Annotated in this window: 13 protein-coding genes and 1 tRNA gene; 9 read left to right on the forward strand and 5 right to left on the reverse strand. The window is 56.4% G+C overall.

Annotated features, from left to right (window positions below; genetic code table 11):
• The first annotated feature begins 277 nt into the window (after window positions 1-277).
• The 4 genes from ACR0JX_RS17550 (at window position 278) to ACR0JX_RS17565 (ending at window position 5,400) form a co-directional block, all read left to right on the forward strand.
• Window positions 278-2,104, forward strand: a complete 1,827-nt coding sequence (locus tag ACR0JX_RS17550; protein WP_480545071.1) for a BCCT family transporter — start codon at window positions 278-280, stop codon at window positions 2,102-2,104.
• Between the two features lie 150 nt (window positions 2,105-2,254).
• Entirely contained in the window at window positions 2,255-3,796 is a 1,542-nt protein-coding gene (locus ACR0JX_RS17555; protein WP_480545072.1) for a trimethylamine methyltransferase family protein, read from the forward strand.
• A gap of 141 nt (window positions 3,797-3,937) precedes the next feature.
• A complete protein-coding gene (locus ACR0JX_RS17560; protein ID WP_480545073.1) occupies window positions 3,938-4,669 on the forward strand; it encodes an SDR family NAD(P)-dependent oxidoreductase in 732 nt (243 codons plus the stop codon).
• Complete coding sequence (locus tag ACR0JX_RS17565; RefSeq protein WP_480545074.1) at window positions 4,666-5,400, forward strand: SDR family NAD(P)-dependent oxidoreductase; 735 nt, start codon at window positions 4,666-4,668, stop codon at window positions 5,398-5,400. The genes ACR0JX_RS17560 and ACR0JX_RS17565 overlap by 4 nt, the downstream gene beginning before the upstream one ends.
• 4 nt (window positions 5,401-5,404) lie before the next feature.
• On the opposite strand, the gene ACR0JX_RS17570 is transcribed toward ACR0JX_RS17565, so the two are convergent.
• The 4 genes from ACR0JX_RS17570 to ACR0JX_RS17585 form a co-directional block, all read right to left on the reverse strand.
• Window positions 5,405-6,643: an NAD(P)/FAD-dependent oxidoreductase gene (locus ACR0JX_RS17570; RefSeq protein ID WP_480545075.1), complete on the reverse strand. Its 1,239-nt coding sequence runs from the start codon at window positions 6,641-6,643 to the stop codon at window positions 5,405-5,407.
• A gap of 98 nt (window positions 6,644-6,741) precedes the next feature.
• Window positions 6,742-8,238, reverse strand: a complete 1,497-nt coding sequence (locus ACR0JX_RS17575; RefSeq protein WP_480545076.1) for an aldehyde dehydrogenase — start codon at window positions 8,236-8,238, stop codon at window positions 6,742-6,744.
• Window positions 8,239-8,241: 3 nt separating this feature from the next.
• Window positions 8,242-9,159 (reverse strand): dihydrodipicolinate synthase family protein, encoded by a 918-nt coding sequence (locus ACR0JX_RS17580; RefSeq protein ID WP_480545077.1) that lies wholly within the window; start codon window positions 9,157-9,159, stop codon window positions 8,242-8,244.
• Between the two features lie 7 nt (window positions 9,160-9,166).
• On the reverse strand, window positions 9,167-9,877 hold the full coding sequence (locus tag ACR0JX_RS17585; protein ID WP_480545078.1) for a GntR family transcriptional regulator: 711 nt from the start codon (window positions 9,875-9,877) through the stop codon (window positions 9,167-9,169).
• Between the two features lie 152 nt (window positions 9,878-10,029).
• Between ACR0JX_RS17585 and ACR0JX_RS17590 the strand changes: the two genes are divergently transcribed.
• The 5 genes from ACR0JX_RS17590 to ACR0JX_RS17610 all read left to right on the forward strand — a co-directional run bounded on the left by ACR0JX_RS17590 (window position 10,030) and on the right by ACR0JX_RS17610 (window position 15,498).
• A complete protein-coding gene (locus ACR0JX_RS17590; RefSeq protein WP_480545079.1) occupies window positions 10,030-10,980 on the forward strand; it encodes a GlxA family transcriptional regulator in 951 nt (316 codons plus the stop codon).
• A gap of 390 nt (window positions 10,981-11,370) precedes the next feature.
• Window positions 11,371-12,348, forward strand: coding sequence for a glycosyltransferase family 2 protein (locus ACR0JX_RS17595; RefSeq protein WP_480545145.1), 978 nt, complete (start codon window positions 11,371-11,373; stop codon window positions 12,346-12,348).
• A complete protein-coding gene (locus ACR0JX_RS17600; protein WP_480545080.1) occupies window positions 12,332-13,867 on the forward strand; it encodes a hypothetical protein in 1,536 nt (511 codons plus the stop codon). Before ACR0JX_RS17595 ends, ACR0JX_RS17600 begins: the two co-directional genes overlap by 17 nt.
• Before the next feature lie 7 nt (window positions 13,868-13,874).
• A complete protein-coding gene (locus ACR0JX_RS17605) occupies window positions 13,875-14,600 on the forward strand; it encodes a class I SAM-dependent methyltransferase (protein ID WP_480545081.1) in 726 nt (241 codons plus the stop codon).
• A 4-nt stretch (window positions 14,601-14,604) separates the two neighbouring features.
• Entirely contained in the window at window positions 14,605-15,498 is an 894-nt protein-coding gene (locus ACR0JX_RS17610; protein ID WP_480545082.1) for a hypothetical protein, read from the forward strand.
• A 196-nt stretch (window positions 15,499-15,694) separates the two neighbouring features.
• Here the strand turns inward: ACR0JX_RS17610 and ACR0JX_RS17615 are convergent.
• A tRNA-Thr gene (locus ACR0JX_RS17615) sits at window positions 15,695-15,769 on the reverse strand.
• Window positions 15,770-15,788 lie beyond the last annotated feature (19 nt).

A 15,788-nucleotide genomic window follows, 5' to 3' on the forward strand; every position in this document is an offset into this window, starting at 1 on the left:
GAACTTGGATCACATTCGGTATAGAACATGAAACACACTCGCCGAAACTGTGGGCCGCTTCACCAACGACCCGAAAAATGCGGGTCTGAATTGTCGCTATCGCGAATCAAGGAACGGTGAAGCCTCGTGGGCGTATTCCAAGAAAACAAGAACTGTAGGCGCGTCTGAACACACGGCTTGGGAAGCAGTAAGCAAACGATAACTTGAAGAATAATGAGAGGGCATCGCTCCTGCGGCAGCTCTCCGTCCCCTCGGATCGACAACACGGAGGAGAGATATGTCGGTACCTGAACCATTCACGGATCTTGAGATAGAAACGGCTGATGCCGGTTTCTATGAAAATTACAGCGTGCCGATTGCGCTGATCAGTAAGGGCATCATGGTGGCTCTTGTGCTGTGGGCGCTGGTTTTCCCCGCGAATGCCAACAGCACGTTGGGCAGCTGGAACGGCCGCTTGCTGGAAAGCTTCAATAGTTTTTATGTGATTATTGTTGGCCTGTTCTTCTTCTTTCTGGCGATCGTCGCCATTATTCCTTCAACCGGTAAGCGGATCATGGGTACACCGGGTGAAAAGCCCGAGTTCTCGAACTTCTCATGGTTTTCGATGATGTTCGGCGCCGGTTTGGGCGTCGGGCTGATGGTCTTTGCAACGGCTGAACCGCTGGGTCTGTGGGGTTCGAACCCCGTTGTTGTCTCGGGCGCGGTCGAGGGTAACAGCCCCGAAGCCTTGCAGTCGGCTTATCGCTTTACCTACCTGCATTATGGTTTCCATGCCTGGGCCATTTACGTGGTGACCGGCCTGTCGCTGGCTTACTACGCCTATACCCGCAACATGCCACTGACCATCCGGTCGGCGCTGACACCCTTGTTCGGTCGCCTGATGAACGGGTTCCTGGGTCATGTGGTCGACGTACTGGGTGTTGTGGCGACAATCCTCGGCGTCTCGGTGACGATTGGATATGGCGTCAGCCAATTCATCGATGGTGTATACGCGATCACCGGTATGCAATGGGTGATGGACCTGGGTGGCGAAGTCCCGACGCCAAGCAAAGTGGGTCTGATCTCGGGTCTGCTGGTCATCATGAGCCTGTCGATCATCTCGGCGGTTTCAGGTGTTGGGCGCGGGGTTAAGTACCTGTCGAACCTCAACCTGGTTCTGTCGATCATCCTTCTGGGAACATTCGTAGTGTTTGGGTCGTTCGTCTTCGCGATGACCACCTATGGTACAGCGATGGTGGACTACATCCTTCACTTCCTGTCACTGAGCTTTAGCGCCTATGGTCCAATGTCTGCGGATGCCTTCGCCGCTGGTCTGCCGGAAGCGGCACAGCCGATGGCTGGTGATCTGATGGCAGGCGCGACCAATGCCTGGGGCAGCTTTGATGGCTTCAAGGATGGCCTGACAGGTGCAGCCGCCGAGCTGGATGCCGAGACGCTGGCTGCAGTCTACGCAGCTGGTGAACAGGGCCGCCAGTTCGGATGGCAGGCCGGTTGGACCACGTTCTACTGGGCCTGGTGGATCGCGTTCTCGCCCTTCGTGGGCCTGTTCCTGGCGCGTATCTCCAAGGGTCGTTCGGTGCGTGAGTTCATCTTGGGCTGTGTCTTCGCACCAGCGCTGGTGTGCTTTGCATGGATGACCGTTCTGGGTGGCACTGCGATTGATCTGGAACTGGCAGGCGCTGCTGAAGGTGCGATCATTGGTGCATCGAACACCAACAAGCTGTTTGTGACGCTGTCCTACATGATCGATGGTGGGCTGCTGTCCATGCTGAATGTCATGTGCGTGATCCTGATCATGACCTTCCTGGTAACCTCGGCGGACTCGGGCATTCTGGTGATGAACACCATCATGTCGGGTGGCAGCCAGGAAACCGGGATCAAGCATCGTATCATCTGGGGTGTCATCCTGACGGCCGTAATCGGTGCGCTGATCCTGGCCGCAGGTGACAACAATCCGATGGACGCTTTGCGCAATGCTATGATCATCGGCGCGCTTCCGTTCACGATGGTGATGGGGCTGATGTGCATCTCGCTGGCCAAGGCACTGTTCCGCGACGGTCAACGCGACAAACACGAAGCCACAAACGCGCAGGCCGCTGAATAAGCTTCAAGCCTGAATATACAAAACCAGAACGCCGCCCCCTTGGGCGGCGTTTTTCGTGTCGCTTCCTGCAATCACATATCGCAATCAGAGAGGTAATCCCCGATTGATCCCGCCAAAGTAAGCGGGAAGAAGGAGGATTGCCCCGTGAACATGCGTACTACGACACGCGCCGGTGGGCGCTCGGCACGCCGCGCCATACGTACCGCTCCAAACTTCGAGATGCTGCCAGGACTGACCCGCGGCATCCCTCTGTGCGAAGTGATGGACGGAAGCCAAGTTGAGCGCATCGACACTGCATCGATGGACATCCTTGAAAACGTAGGCGTGCAGTTCCGCGACCCAATTGCCTTGGAAGATTGGAAGCGTGCAGGGGCCAAAGTCGAAGGTGAGTTGGTCTATCTGGATCGTGGCCTGGTGCGCGAGTTGCTCGTAACCATCCCGTCGGATTTCACATATCACGCGCGTGATCCGAATAAGAACGTGCGGCTGGGTGGGAAGCACTCGATCTTTGTGCCTATGACCGGTGCACCATTCCTGCGCGATCTGGACGATGTGCGCAGGAATCCAACACTGGACGATTTGGCAATGTTTCACAAACTCAGCCACATGATGCCCGCGCTGCATTCCTCGGCGCATCACATCGTCGAACCGTATGATCACCCGATCAGCCAGCGGCATCTGCGTATCACCTATTCGTCGATGAAACATTCGGACAAGACGTTCATGGGCATGACGACCAGCCCCAAGAATGCCGAGGACGTGATGGACATGTGCGCGATCCTGTTTGGCGAGGATTTCCTTGAGGATCACCCAGTCACCACCGGCAATTGCAACGGCAATTCGCCGTTGGTCTGGGATGAGACGATGCTGGGGGCAATGCGGGCCTTCTGTCGTCGCAATCAGCCGGTTTTGTGCTCTCCGTTCGTTTTGGGCGGGGCCAACACGCCTGCCTCCGTTCCCGCCACGGTCGCACAGCTGAATGCCGAGGCGTTGAGTGCGTTGGCTTACACGCAAGTGATCCGCAAAGGGGCTCCGGCGATCTATGGCCATTATCTGTCGACCGTCTCTATGAAGTCCGGCGCCCCGATGGCTGGCACGCCGGAAATCAGCCTGATGAACTTCATGATCGGTCAGATGGCGCGATACTACGACGTGCCTTGGCGTACATCGAACACTTTGGGCGGGGCCAAAACCTTTGATGCGCAGGCGGGGTATGAGTCGGCCACAACGCTGAGCGCGGTCATTCATGCGGGCGCGAACTATATCTGGCACAGCGCCGGGTGGAACGAGGCCGGGATGCACTGTTCCGTTGCCAAATTCATTGTCGACGCCGAGCAATGCGCGATGGCCTATCGCATGGCCGAGGGGCCAAAATGGGGTGATTTTGACGAAGCGCTTGCCGCGGTTCCCGACGTCGGACCCGGCGGGCACTATCTGGGCCATCCGCATACGCAGGACAATTTCCAGACGGCTTTCTTCATGCCCGAGATGTTTGATAACAACTCGATCGAACAATGGGTGGCCGAAGGTGAAGTTGAGATCACCGAACGTGCCCTGAACCATGCGCGTAAGTTGTTGGCCGAGTATCAACAACCGACGCTGGATATCGCCAAGAATGAAGAGTTATTGGACTATATCGCACGGCGTGAGCGAGAGATACCGGCAGCGGATGAACTGAATCAAAGCTACTAAGCAATCTCCCCGACCTGGCCCGTCTGCATATAGGCGGGCTCTTTTTTAATCAGGTCTTGGCGGCAGATGTGAAGCTTGCAGAAGCTGAAAAAGATCGGAGCGGCGTATGGTTGACATTGGCCTGATGCATTGGATGAGAATATGGAACTGAATGGAAAATCGGCGCTTGTAACGGGTGCTGCGGGTGGAATTGGCATGGCCTTGGTGCAGCGTTTGCGCGACGCGGGCGCTCGTATCGCAGTGGCGGATCGAGATGTCGACGGGATCGGTGCCGAAGCGCATTTGCCGGGGGATCTTTTGGACCCCGATTATACCGATGGTCTGCCAAGTGCGGCGGCTTCGGCTTTGGGCGGTTTGGACATCGTCATAAATAATGCCGGTGTCATAACACGCGGATCCGTTACTGAGACGTCAGACAATGATTGGTCTTTGTCGCTGGGTGTAAATATCGAGGCCCCGTTTCGCATCTGCCGCGCCGCAATCCCAATCTTGGCCAATGTCGGGGGCGGAGCTATCGTCAACACGGCCTCATGCTGGGGTTTGCGTCCGGGGCCTAACCATGCGGTCTATTGCATGACCAAGGCGGCCATTGCGTCCTTGACCCAATGTATGGGGATGGATCACGCGCACCAGGGCATTCGCATCAATGCGGTTTGTCCGAACGAAGTGAATACGCCCATGCTGCGCTCTGGTTTTAAAAAACGGGGGTTTGATCCGGACACAGCGGTGGCTGAGCTAGGGCAAACCGTACCACTGGGCCGGATCGCCGAGCCCGAAGACATTGCCGATGTCGTACTGTTCCTTGTGTCAGACGCGTCGCGCTATGTGTGCGGCACGTTGGTTGAAGTGAACGGAGGCAAACCTGTTTCATGATGCGATTTGAAGGCAAAACAGCGCTGGTAACAGGCGGTCGCAGCGGCATTGGCCGCGCTGTCGCGATACGGCTGCAACAAGAAGGCGCGCGCGTTTTTACGGCACAACGCGGGGCGGATGATGATTTCGAAGGGATCACCGCAGATTTCACCGATCCCGCTACGCCGCAGCGCGTGATTGACGCAGTCATCGCCAAGGCCGGACGTCTGGATGTTCTGGTCAACAATTCAGGTATGATGCAGGAGGCGTCGGTTGAAGCGATGAGCTTGCAAGACTGGCAGCGCACGCTGTCTGTCAACCTGACGGCGCCTTTCATGATGATCAAAGCCGCGCTGCCGCACCTGCGCAAAACGCAGGGTTCCATTGTGAATACCGGATCGATTGAGGGGCTGGGCAGCAACCCGGGTCATGCCGCCTATTGCGCGTCAAAGGCGGGGTTGCATGGCCTGACCCGTGCGGTTGCTGTCGATCATGGGAAGGATGGTATCCGATGCAACGCGATTGCGCCCGGTTGGATCGATACCGATCTGAATCTGGACTATATTGACTCGATGCCTGATCCCGATGCGTTTCGTAGCAACATAGGCGGCATTCATCCGGTCGGTCGCACAGGACAGCCCAAAGAGGTTGCGGCCTTGGTCGCGTTTCTGGCATCGGACGATGCGTCCTTTATCACTGGGCAGGTTTATACAGTGGATGGGGGTAGGATGGCAAAGCTGAGCTTGCCTTGACGGGTTATTCTTTGCCCGAGCGCCACTCTTTCCACTTGAGGTAGCTGTTTGCGCCAATTGACGCGAGGGGTTCCGGCGGTAGGCGTGGGGGCGAGGGCTGTGCGGTGAAATGATCGGCGATTTCGGATTTGCCCAGCAGGATAAGTTCCGCGACGCCCATGCCCTGTAACGTTCCACGTGCGATGCCCAGTCCGTTCTGACAGCAGGCCGAATAAATGCCGCTTTCAAGCTCCCCAAACGCAGCGGATCCGTTCCGGCTGAGGCACAACATCCCAGCCCAACGATGCTCCATCTGCAGATCGGGCAGGTGCGGGAACCGTTCGCGGAACTTACGATCATGCACGCGGCCAGCCTTGCTTAGCCGCGCCTCAGATGTCTCAAGATCAGGATGAAAGCTAGAGGATGTGCGGACCAAAATACGGTCGCCATAGCTGCCTGAAACGCGCCTGACCGATGTACCCATTGGGTTCGCAGGTGTAATAGACCAGCGTGATCGTCCACCAAGCGTTTTGATCTGTTCGGGCGTCATCGGTTCCGTCAGTGACGCGTAGAGACAGATATGCATCAGGCGCCGGGCATAGAATCCGAAGCTTTCGAGATGGCCATTATTGGCCAGAATGATGCTGCCGGTGGTGACCTTTGCCTCGGGCGTCTGCACAAGCCACCCATTGCCTTGCCTCTCGAACACCGTGACCGGAGAGCGTTCGAATATCCGCACCTGTTCCGACAACGTTTTAGCCAAAGCACGCACATAGGTTGCCGGTTGGATCATCACCGTTCCCGGTGCATAAAGCGCTGACGTGTAATGCGAGCTGCCGGTGATCTCACTGATCTGCTGGCGATCATACAGCGTATGTGGCTCGCCCAGCTTCTTCAGATGCGCGGCGAACTCCAGGTTGTGGGCGTCACCGCCGGATGTTGCCGCTGCATTGAACTTGCCGCATGGATCAAAGGCTTCCTGCGGCAGATTGCATTCGGTAGCAACATGGGTCGCAAAGGCGATGGCTTTACGGTTCAGCGCGATAGCAGCGCGATCCGATTCCAACGCATCGCCTACATAGTTATCCGAGGCCAGGTCATGCGGCAGATCGATCATGAACCCTGAATTACGACCAGCGGACCCTTCGGCAATATGCCCGGCCTCAAGCAAGACAACCCTGAGCGACGGGTCGATCTGATGCAGGCGCCGTGCGGCACTGAGGCCCGCGAAGCCACCACCGACGATGGTGACATCAGCGCTCAAGTCCTCGCTGAGCGCTGGCAAAGCCTTCCTAGGGGGCAGAATAGCGTTCCACCCGGCCGGACCTGTTTGCCGAGGAAGCCGTTTGGCCTCGAACCGCGTCAATCCACGGCCTCGTCCGCATCATCAGCCAGATCAATCCAGATGGTCTTAAGCTGGGTGTACTGATCGTGGGCATGAACCGAGTTGTCGCGCCCACCAAAACCCGATTGCTTGTAACCACCAAAGGGTGTGGTGATATCGCCTTCGCCAAAGCTGTTCACCGTAACCGTACCCGCACGGATTGCACGCGCGCCGCGAATGGCGCGTTTGGCGTTGGCCGTGAAGATTGAAGCGCAGAGGCCATAATCCGTGTCATTGGCGATTTTGACGGCTTCGTCGAAGCCGGATACCTCGATCACCGACAAGATGGGGCCAAATATCTCCTCGCGCGCCAGGGTAGCATCGTTTCCGGGAACCTCGACCACTGTAGCCTCGACAAAGCCATCTGCAGCTTTGCCACCGATAACCACATTCTCGGCTTGATCCAAATACCCGCAAACCTTGGTGTAGTGCCCTTTGCTCACCAGCGCGCCCATGCGTGTTTCCGGGTCCAACGGGTCGCCGATATTCCACTGCTTGGCGTGATGCGCGATACGTTCCAGCAGTTCTGCCTTCACATCCTTATGCACGATCAGACGGGATGAGGCCGAGCAGTTCTCGCCCATGTTCCAGAATGCGCCGTTGACCACATGCGCCGCCACGCGGTCGAGGTTTTCGGCATCCTCCACTACGATCGCGGGGTTCTTGCCTCCCATCTCAAGCACCACCTCTTTGGCGTTGCTTTCGGCGGAATAGGTCAAGAAGCGTTTGCCGGTCACGGTCGAGCCTGTGAAGGACACCATATCGATATCCATATGCCGCCCGATGGGTTCTCCAACCTCTGGGCCACCGCCCGGAACGATGTTCAGAACGCCCCGCGGAAGGCCCGCTTCCATCGCCAGTTCGGCCAGGCGCAGGGCCGTCAGCGTTGTTTCAGTTGCTGGTTTCACTACTACCGAACAGCCTGCTGCCAAAGCAGGTCCGATCTTCCACGCCAGCATAAGCAAAGGGAAGTTCCAAGGCAGTACCAGCCCCACAACCCCAATCGGTTCACGCACCACCATGGCAATGTGGTCATCACTGGCGGGCGAGACCTGATCGTAGATTTTGTCAATCGCTTCGGCATGCCATTTCAGGCAATGGATTGACTCGGGAAGGTCCACGGTTTCGCAATCGTAGATGGTCTTGCCGCTATCGATGCTTTCCATCACCGCCAGTTCCCGCGCATTGCGTGTCATTAGTTTGCAGAGCCGGATCAACACATCCTTGCGGTCGGAGGGGTGCAGTTTGGACCAGCGCCCATCGTCAAACGCCTCGCGCGCTTTTTCGACGGCAAAATCCACATCCGCCGCACCGCACGCCGCGATATCGGTCAGCTTGTCGCCGGTGGCTGGGTTTACCGTCCCGAATGTCTCTCCCGAGATCGCCGGGCGGAATGCGCCGTCGATGAAGGCTCCGGTGGGCAGGGTCAGACCTGCAGCGATGGATTTGTATTCGTCCAATGTCAGCAGTTCCATGCCTTAACCCTCCGCTACAATATCTGCGATTTTCTTTTTCAGTACGCGCGTCACCTGTTCCAACGCGCGCTTGTCATCCTTGTTCAGACCTTTCAGAGGCGCCCGCATTGTGCCTGCGTCGATCCCGTTCATGGTCACACCATGCTTGATGGTCTGGATGAACTTGCCGCCCTGTTCCAACACCCGCATCAGTGGCATCATGGCCGACATGATCCGGCGGCCCTTGGTAAAGTTACCTTCGATCACACAGGCCTGATACAGCGCAACATGTTCGACCGGCAGGAAGTTTGATCCGCCGCAGACCCAGAATGGCGCGCCCCAGGCGAAGAATTCCAGCGCCTGATCATCCATGCCGCACCCCAGTTGAATATGCGGGTAATCCCGCGCCAGCAGATGCACCCGGTTGATATCGCCCGAGCTTTCCTTGATGCCACAAAAATTTCGACTGCGCCCAATGCGGTCCAGAAACTCTTCGCCCATCATCGTGCCCGTGCGATGGGGATAGTTGTACAGCATCACGGGCAGGTCAGCCGCCTTGTCAATGGCCAACGCGTTCAGCGCGTTTTCACGGTCGGTCGGAACTGAATAGGGCGGGCTGGCCAGAAGGATGGCATCAGCGCCGATTTCGCGGGCACCCGAGGCCAAGGCGATCGAATCCGGTGTCAGCATCGCGCCAGTGCCGACGACCAAGGGCAAACGGTCCTTCAGCTGTTCATGCGCGAACCGTGCCAATTCTAACCGTTCTTCGACTGTCTGGGCATAGTTCTCACCGGTCGACCCACCCGAGATCAGGCCGTGAACGCCATGTTCGATAAGGTATTCGATCACCTGCGCCAGCGCGTCCCAATTCACGCTGCCATCGTCGTGATAGGGCGTGACCACCGGGGTATAAATCCCCTCAAACTTGAAAATCGGGTTCATTCCGTCCTCATGCAGGTTTCGAAAGAGGGGACAGGCCCAAAGGCACATCCAAGGCGTCGGGCATCACAAACAGTTCGATCTGATCGCGCGACAGGTTCCAGTGTTTTTCGGCGAGCTGCGCAGCCGCCGCCTCATCGTTCGCCTCGATGGCGGCGATGATGGCGTCATGCTGGGTGCTGGCTTCTGACAGATTTTCGGTCATTTTTGCGGTTTGAGGCCGATAGAACGTCATCCCGATCCGTGCGTGATCAATCAGCAATCTGTTGAAGGACGGCAGCAGGTAAACATTGCCCGACATCTCTCCCGTCAGTTCATGAAACCGATTGTTGGCGAGTGCGCGATCCGCTGCCGAACCAGAGCGGAGGGCTGTTTTAAACGCCAACTGAGCAGTTTTTAGGTCTTCGATTTGCGCAAGCGTCGCGTTCCGGGCTGCCAGACGCAGGACCGCGCCATAGATCATTGGGGCCGCCAGAAAGAAATCGCGCAAGGTGGTGTGGGACATCTCGGATACCCGCGCGCTGCGATTGGTGCGCAGGTCCAGATAGCCTTCGCCCCCCAATTGCCTGAACACTTCGCGCAAAGGGGTTCTGGACAGGCCAAACTCATCCGACAGAAGCGCCTCATCCAAGTCCGTGCCCGGCTGAAAGCGCAATGTCAGGATCGAGACTTTCAAATGCTCCATCAAATCGGCTTTCCGAGATTTGGGATCGTCTTTCATCTGACCTCCGAGGTTTCGCAGCATTCGAATCGCGGCTTCGGCGCTCCAGATATGTATGCGAAAAAAATACAACTTGTATACAGTAAAAAATAATGCAGCTTGAACCACTGTTATAGTTCCGGCCGGAATCGGCCCTTCGAGTGGAAGCCCCAATGCGTCAGACGCGGCATATCACCTTCATTTTGGTTGAGGAGTTTTCTCACCTTGCGTTTTCATGCGCGGTCGAACCGCTGCGCATTGCCAATTGGGTCAGTGAAGAGCAGCTTTATGATTGGTCTATGATTTCCGAAGACGGTGAGCGCGCGGTTTGTTCAAATGGGCTGGTTACATTGGTTCATGGCGGTTTGGATGACATACCAAAAACAAACCAGCTGTTTGTTCTGTCCGGCATTCACATGCGCAATCACGTTACACGGCCTTTGCTGGCAACGCTTAGGCGTGAGCGCGCACAGGGCACATCCATCGGTGCCTTGTGCTCGGGCGCTTGGGTGCTGGCCAAAGCAGGGTTTCTGGACGGGATGCAGGCTGCGATTCACTGGGAATACCACGATGCCTTTATGGAAGCCTTTCCCGAGGTCAATCTGGTGCGCAGTGTTTTTGTCGCGGATGAGAAGCATATCACCGCCTCAGGAGGCACCGCGACCGCTGATTTGATGTTGCATCTAATCGAACGCGACCACGGGGCTGAGCTGGCCGTCGCGGTGGCCGATCAGATGGTCTACAATGCGGTGCGCAATGCAACCGCAAAGCAACGCGTTTCGCTGCAGTCGCGCAACGGTATGCGCAACTCCCACCTGGCCAGGTCGATAGAGATCATGCGCGACAGTATCGAAACGCCGGTGTCGCCGTCTGAGATTGCGGAGAGGCTGGGAATCTCAACGCGCCAGCTTGAACGTTTGTTCGGAAAATACCTGAACACCTCACCCAAGAAATACCTGATGGAGATGCGGCTGGAGCGTGCACAAAAGCTGCTATTGCAGACCGAAGCCTCGATTACCGAGGTCGCGTTCGCCTGCGGATTTGAAAATCCGGGCCATTTCTCGCGCGTGTACAGGTCAAGCTTTGGTGTGACACCGCATTCTCAGAGAAACAAATTGGATTGATCTTCCCGGCTATGTGGTAGGGTGAGCATAATGGTCGCAAAATGGGGACTCACTATGCCCACCCCCTTGGCCGACCATGAACCCCCTCGTTAAAATCTGACTAGTAAACTGATCGATCGGATAAGGTTGAACTACACAGCGAAACTGGCAGAACTATTACAATATCATGACAGTTTTGGGCGCGATTGTGACACAATGATTAATATGTCGTCCTCTTTGTTAACGTAACCTGTGTTTCGTGGGCTTGGCTAAGGCCCTGGCGTCATCGGCAGTGCAATCAGGTCGCAGTTGGGTTTCGGCTTCTTGGGCCGATGGTGACAACTCAGAGAAAATAGACAACACTCGCCAGGCGATCGCAGAATGTCGTGTCGGGCAGGTAGAGTGAACAAAATGACGCTAAAGGCGCTTCCCAAACTGGTGGTTCAGATTCCGTGTCTGAATGAAGAAGAAACCTTACCTGCCGTCATTCGCGACATCCCGCGCGATATCTCTGGCGTGGGGGTGGTCGAGCTTCAGGTCATTGATGACGGATCAACGGATCGCACCAGTGAGATCTCAAAAGAACTTGGTGTTGAGCATGTTGTTCGCAACCGCGGCAACAAAGGGCTTGCTCGTTCGTTTCAGATAGGGATCGACAACGCCTTGGCCCAGGGGGCGGATATCATCGTTAACACGGATGGTGACAACCAATATTCCGGTGCATCCATCCCTGATCTGATTGCACCCATTCTGGCTGGGAAGGCTGACGTGGTCGTCGGAGATCGGAAGCCCGGCGAAAACCAATCGTTCTCACCCGTTAAGCGGATATTGCAACGGGTTGGCAGCCGCGTCGTTTCTGGCTTTGCGGGGCTAGAGGTGAACGATGCCGTTTCGGGGTTTCGCGCCTATTCGCGCGATGCGGCGTTGCATATCAATGTCATGACCAAATTCAGCTACACAACCGAAACACTTATCCATGCTGGACAGACAGGCTTGAGTGTCGTGACCGTCCCTGTTGAGGTCAATCAGGTCGAACGACCATCGCGTCTGTTCAAGTCCATGCGGTCCTTCATTTCGCGCCAGATGGGGACCATCTTGCGTAGTTACGTGATGTACCGCCCGCTCAAAGCCTTTGCTACAATCGGTCTGGTGCTGCTGCTGATCGGGATCGTACCGATCGCGCGGTTCGTGTTTTTCTACCTGATCGGGGATGGCGACGGCAAAGTTCAATCGCTTGTCCTGGGCGGTGCCTTTGTGGTGATGGGGTATTTTACGATCATTATTGCTATCCTGTCGGAAACGATTGCGACGAACCGGCGCTTGCTTGAAGCGACCTTGCGCCGGGTGCGGGAGTTGGAGCAAAGGGCGGAGCATGCAGATCGTGCATAACGCTTCGCATTCGGGACTTGTGACATTTTGGGCAAGCAGGCCGTTTGCGATGGTTGCCCTTGTCGGAGCAGCCTATCTTGCGGTTTTGTGTTGGCTTGCGCCGGGCCTTTACCCTGAACCGTTTTTCGGGGGCGCTATCTATGATGGCTATTATCACGCCATCCTGAACGGGCATTTTGATTTACCGCCTCGGCTCTTGCGGTTCGAAGGACATTATACACCTGATGCTCAAGGTTATCTTTATCACGGGGCAGGGCCGTTGCTTCTGCGCTTTTTGTTCGGTTGGGCCTGGCCGTTCGAGTGGATCCCGATGGCGGGGTTTTCGATCTGGTTTTGGACCGCACTTGGAACACTGGGTTATCAGGTGGCGCTGAAAGATCTGATTGCTCAAACCGCGACGCAGGTGCAACGGGATGCTCAGGGTTGGGCAATCTTTTTTGCAGCAGCTTTGTGGGTTTGCGGACCTGCGACCCTGCTTGTGGTCAATCAATCGCTCTATCACGAACCTATTGCGCTCGCATATGGCGCGGCGGGTGTCTTTGTGGCGGTTTGGGTGCGCTTTAGTCAGGACAAGCTGCATCCTCTGCTGGCGTTTTCGGTATTGGCTTTGTGTGCAGCTATCACGGTGCATGCCCGCCCGAACCTGGCGATTGGACTGTATGTGGCTCTGACCGCCCTGTGCGGTTGGAACGTGATTAAACACGGTGTGCGACTGCTGCTGCCTGCGTTGGTTGCCGGAGCAATCCTGGGGGCCGGGGGGCTGCTCTATCTGGGTTTGAACACCCTCAGATTTGGCGGCGCTGCCGAAGTCCATGGATCGTTCGAGGTAAGCGAAACCCAATATGGTACGGTTTTCTGGGGGATAGAGCCTCAGGACTCCCCACGTGCGCAGGCATTTACCGAACATGGCCGATTTAATGTTGGGCGTATTCCACCGAATGCAGGATTGTATGCGTTTGACCTGCCTGCTCTGGAACTGACGCATCGCCCTTCGATGGCGATGTACAACCTATTCCAACGGGCGACCGAAGATCGTCTAGGGTATATCAGGGTCGAAGGGCCACGTTACGGGCTTTTGTGGCTTTGGTTGATTTGGTTCGGATTCGCAGCCATCGGTTTGACGCAGGTCAGGCGTGTAGACCATCTGGTGCTGGCCGCCGGTTTGTTGGTTGGCGTTCTGGTCACACTATCTTATGGGACGATCACGCTGAGATACCGTTTTGATCTGTGGCCGCTCATCGCGTTCCTGAGCTTTCTGGGGATATCCCGCGTTTTGGCGGGTGTTTCGAACGGTCATCAGCCAGGCATCTTCAAACGACTGGTTTTTGCCGCGGCGCTGATTGGAACGACAGTCACTGCGATGGCCACGTTTCAGTACACCGCTATGTTCCGCGAGATCGAAGGCAGTTTCTTCGCGCCATGGAGCAACGGCTACTGTATTGGTTTGGCCGAAGGCGTAGGGCTGCCGTCCGACCAGATGCCCGTGATCTGCCGGGCACCGACCGATTTGGAGGGTTAAGATCAGGATGCGTTTGCTAAAGTCTATCTATGTTAGCCTGTTGCGCATCTTGGCGGCGCTGGCCCAGGTAACCGGGCTTGCAGGATTTCTGGAGCGGCGGCGTGACAAAGGGCGCGGCTGGCATTGGATGTCCAGCCTGTTCGCAATCTACGATATTGATGCGATGGTCAACCTCGACGTGCCATGGTGGACCTACGACGCTATCGAGCAGGTGGACGCATTCCTGGCTTCCCGTCCGGTTCGTGTTTTAGAATATGGATCGGGCGCCAGTACAGTTTGGCTGGCCCGTCGCGCGGCATCCGTGATCAGCGTTGAACATGACGCGCCTTGGTACAAGGCCGTCACTGCCAAACTGCCTATGATCGAGGGCTTGTGCACCACCGAGGTCAAACTGGTTGAGGCAAGTAGTGATGCGCCCGCTGACGCTCTGTATCTTTCAGAAAAAGCCAATGGTTCTCGGGCAAATTTTACAGCCTATGCCATTGCAATAGATGACGAAGATGGGCTTTTTGATCTGATCGTCGTGGATGGTCGCGCGCGTCCAGCCTGCTTGAAACATGCAATCCCCAAGCTGGCACCGGATGGGATCATCGTGTTCGACAATTCTCATCGCGCGCGCTACCGCCAATCGATCAAAGATTGCGGGTTGTCCGAAACCAGGTTGCGCGGGCTGGTTCCGACCTTGCCTTATCCAGATCAGACCTCGATCCTGCGCGCCGAACCGGCGGGATAGGCCGATGCCGGTGGCGCATCTGCTCAAGGATAAGGTGCTACGTCGAAGACTGGTGCGCGGGCTTGGCCTGCTGGTTCTGGCGCTGTCCGTCATTTTCATCGGACGCGAGATTGCACGCAATTGGGACGCGCTGATCAGCTTCGATCCACCCGAGGGGTTCTTAATACGCTGCGCAGTGATGGTTGCTCTATATTCAGCGTTGCTGTTTGTGCTGGCCGAGATGTGGCACCGCATCGTGCAACTATTCGGACCCGAGCCGCGCCGCCGGACGTATCGGTCATTCACTCTCTCTCAAATCGCGCGATACGTACCCGGCAATGTTGTCCACCTTTTGGGACGCGCTGTTTTGCTGCGCGGCGGGACGCTGAGCGACAAGCAGTTGGCCATGGCAACCTTGGTGGAACTGATTTGCTTACCCGTTGCCGCTTTGGTGATCTTGGTAACTGGTGTTTGGTTCGTGCCTTTTGACATTCTACCGTTCGAAGCCATAGGCCCTGTCTGGCCAATGCTTACGATTTCAATCGCTGTTCTGCTATCCCTGGTACTGGTTTTTTTTGCCGTCAAGCAGAGCCTCACACTCTCTGCTTTGCTCTTGATTTCGTTTCTTGCGATCGCATTTCTTCTGGGTATGAGCTCCGTCGCCGCCTGGGTCCTGAGCGCAATCGACGATGTCCCAATAGGTGTCGCGGCGCTTGCCGCTGTTGTCTCTTGGCTGATTGGGTACGCGACGCCTGGTGCACCAGGCGGTTTAGGCCCTCGCGAAGCCGCGTTCATCGCAATTTTAAGTGGCGCTACGACACCCGGTTCAGCCCTGATCGCTGCGGCTGTTTTCCGGCTGATTACCGTCGCTGGGGACGTTGTGTGCTTTGCGATAGGGGTTGCCTTTTTTAGGCGTTAGCGCGGGTATGCGGATAACCCGTGTCGAATTATCCTCCGTTTTGCCTATCGAAGGCATGAAGAGGTGAGATTGGGCTATTTGGCAGGTACCAAGACACGTGGAGTAGAGAACTATCGCATGTAAGTTATCAAGTAAACGAGGGCAAAACCGGTCAAATGCACCGATTTCGAGTCTTCTGAACTATCGTGGATTCTGATGGTGCTGCTGGAGAGAATTGAACTCTCGACCTCTCCCTTACCAAGGGAGTGCTCTACCTCTGAGCTACAGCAGCATCGTGGGCGGGTGATTAG

The organism is Ruegeria sp. AH7 (assembly GCF_056541325.1).